Origin of the sequence: Devosia sp. (genome assembly GCF_036406155.1) — a bacterium.
GTDB lineage: Bacteria > Pseudomonadota > Alphaproteobacteria > Rhizobiales > Devosiaceae > Devosia_A.
Genome location: NZ_DASWVV010000027.1, coordinates 1 through 1,901 on the forward strand (window position 1 = coordinate 1; position 1,901 = coordinate 1,901).

Below are 1,901 nucleotides of genomic sequence, written 5' to 3' on the forward strand. Positions count from 1 at the left end.
CGAACGGGGGCGCGGCTTCGCTTAGTGGTTCTCGGTCCGCGGCACCGAGTCCTCGGCAGGCAGACCGGTCTCGGGATCGATCCAGTCGGCGATGCCGACCTCGTCCTCCGCTTCCGCGATGGTTTCCCCGACCTCCACCTCACTCTCGGCGCCGGCGGCCTCCATGTCCGCGACTGCCTCGAGCAGGGTCGCGAAGGGGCCGAATTCCTTGCCCGTCTCCTTGTCCTGCCAGTAAAAGCCGTCGGGCCGTGCGATGATGCGGGTGCTGTCGTAGTTGGGCGGCGTCTGCGGAATCACGGGGGGCATGGGTTTCTCCTGCGGTGGGTCAGGGTTTCGCCGCGGCCAGGTGACGGCTGAACCAGGCAGCCGCAAGCGCGGCGACCTGCTCCAGCGTGCCCGGCTCGTCGAAGAGGTGCGTCGCGCACCGCGTCTTCCTCCGGCGTGAGCAGGTCCAGCAGGAGCGTGCCGAGCCCGGCCTGCCGCTGCTCGGCGGCGACGAAATTGTTGCGTGGCGAGAAGCGGCTCGAGCCGCTGCCGTGCGCGAAGAGGACGATACCCCCCGGATGTGCCGGCAGCTCGAGCATGCCCTCGATCACGGCCGCGCCCGAAGCGATGCGCAGCTCCCTCCTGGCGGTCTCATCATTCGCTCGCATGTTCCCGTCACTCATGACATCGTCCAATGTTCAGAATAGACGGCGATGGCCGACCGTGCGTGGCCGGCGTACCCCCGCGGTGTCGATGCAGGGACGGCCTGGCAGAGCCTTGCACACGAGGCGGGTCCCGGCGTGCGTGGCCGAGGTGAAGGGGGTATCGTTCCGTGAGGTCAAGGCCGAGCCCCATGCCGCCTGCGGCTGACTCGCACAATGTGTGGTGGATGTGGGAGCCATGCCCCCCGGTTTTGGCTATCCTGAACATGACAGGCGCACGACGCGCATCTTCGGTGTCGGGGCACGGACGGACTGGCGCCATTCGGTGATGATCACAGCCGGGGAGGTAGTGCCATGGCAATCATTGGCATCGATCTGGGAACGTCCAACTCGGCCGCGGCGGTGTTGCGCGGTGGACGTCCGGTTCTGATTCCCAGCGCCGAGGGTGTGAGTCTCGGCGGCAAGGCGTTTCCGAGTTATGTCGCGGTCACCGCCGACGGCCAGATGCTGATCGGCGAACCGGCAAGGCGCCAGGCGGCAGCGAACCCGGAAGGCACGACGACGGCGTTCAAGCGCCGCATGGGCACGCGCGACCGCATCCGGTTGCGCGACCGCGAGTTTTCGCCCGAGCAGCTGTCGGCCTTCCTGCTGCAGAAGATCAAGCGCGACGCCGAGGCCTTCCTCGGCGAACCGGTGACGAAGGCCGTCGTCACCGTGCCGGCCTACTTCGACGACAACCAGCGCAGCGCGACCAAGGACGCCGCCGGCATCGCCGGGCTGGAGGTCGTGCGCCTCGTGAACGAGCCGACGGCGGCCTCGCTCGCCTACGGGCTCGACCGCGTGGGGCAGGAACTGCGCATCGCGGTGATCGACCTCGGCGGCGGCACGCTCGACGTGACGATCATGGAGTTCGGCAAGGGCGTGTTCGAGGTGCGAGCGACCAGCGGCGACACGCGCCTGGGCGGCACCGACATGAACCAGGCCATCTTCGACGCGCTCGCGCAACGCTTCCTCGAGCAAAGCGGCATCGACGTGCGCCGCGACGTCAAGGCTGCGGCGCGCCTGCTGGAAGCGGCCGAGATTGCGAAGATCGAGCTGTCCAACAACGTCACGACGCACCTTTCGCTGCCCTACATCGGCGTCGTGGGCGGCGATCCGAAGCACCTCGAGATGGACCTCGGCCGCGCCGACCTCGAACGCCTCGTGCGCCCGACGATCGAGCGCTGCCGCGGACCGGTCGAGCAGGCGCTGCGT

At 68.4% G+C, this 1,901-nt stretch carries 3 protein-coding genes; 1 reads left to right on the forward strand and 2 read right to left on the reverse strand.

Features of this window, described 5'->3' with window-relative positions; genetic code table 11:
* Nucleotides 1-21 precede the first annotated feature (21 nt).
* Both VGD93_RS01630 and VGD93_RS01635 read right to left on the reverse strand, forming a co-directional pair.
* Nucleotides 22-306, reverse strand: coding sequence for a hypothetical protein (locus VGD93_RS01630; protein WP_395008538.1), 285 nt, complete (start codon nucleotides 304-306; stop codon nucleotides 22-24).
* Complete coding sequence (locus VGD93_RS01635) at nucleotides 294-668, reverse strand: hypothetical protein (RefSeq protein WP_395008540.1); 375 nt, start codon at nucleotides 666-668, stop codon at nucleotides 294-296. The genes VGD93_RS01630 and VGD93_RS01635 overlap by 13 nt, the downstream gene beginning before the upstream one ends.
* Before the next feature lie 333 nt (nucleotides 669-1,001).
* Here VGD93_RS01635 and VGD93_RS01640 point away from each other — a divergent pair.
* Nucleotides 1,002-1,901 (forward strand): Hsp70 family protein (locus VGD93_RS01640; RefSeq protein WP_395008542.1); only part of this gene is annotated, 900 nt, incomplete at its 3' end.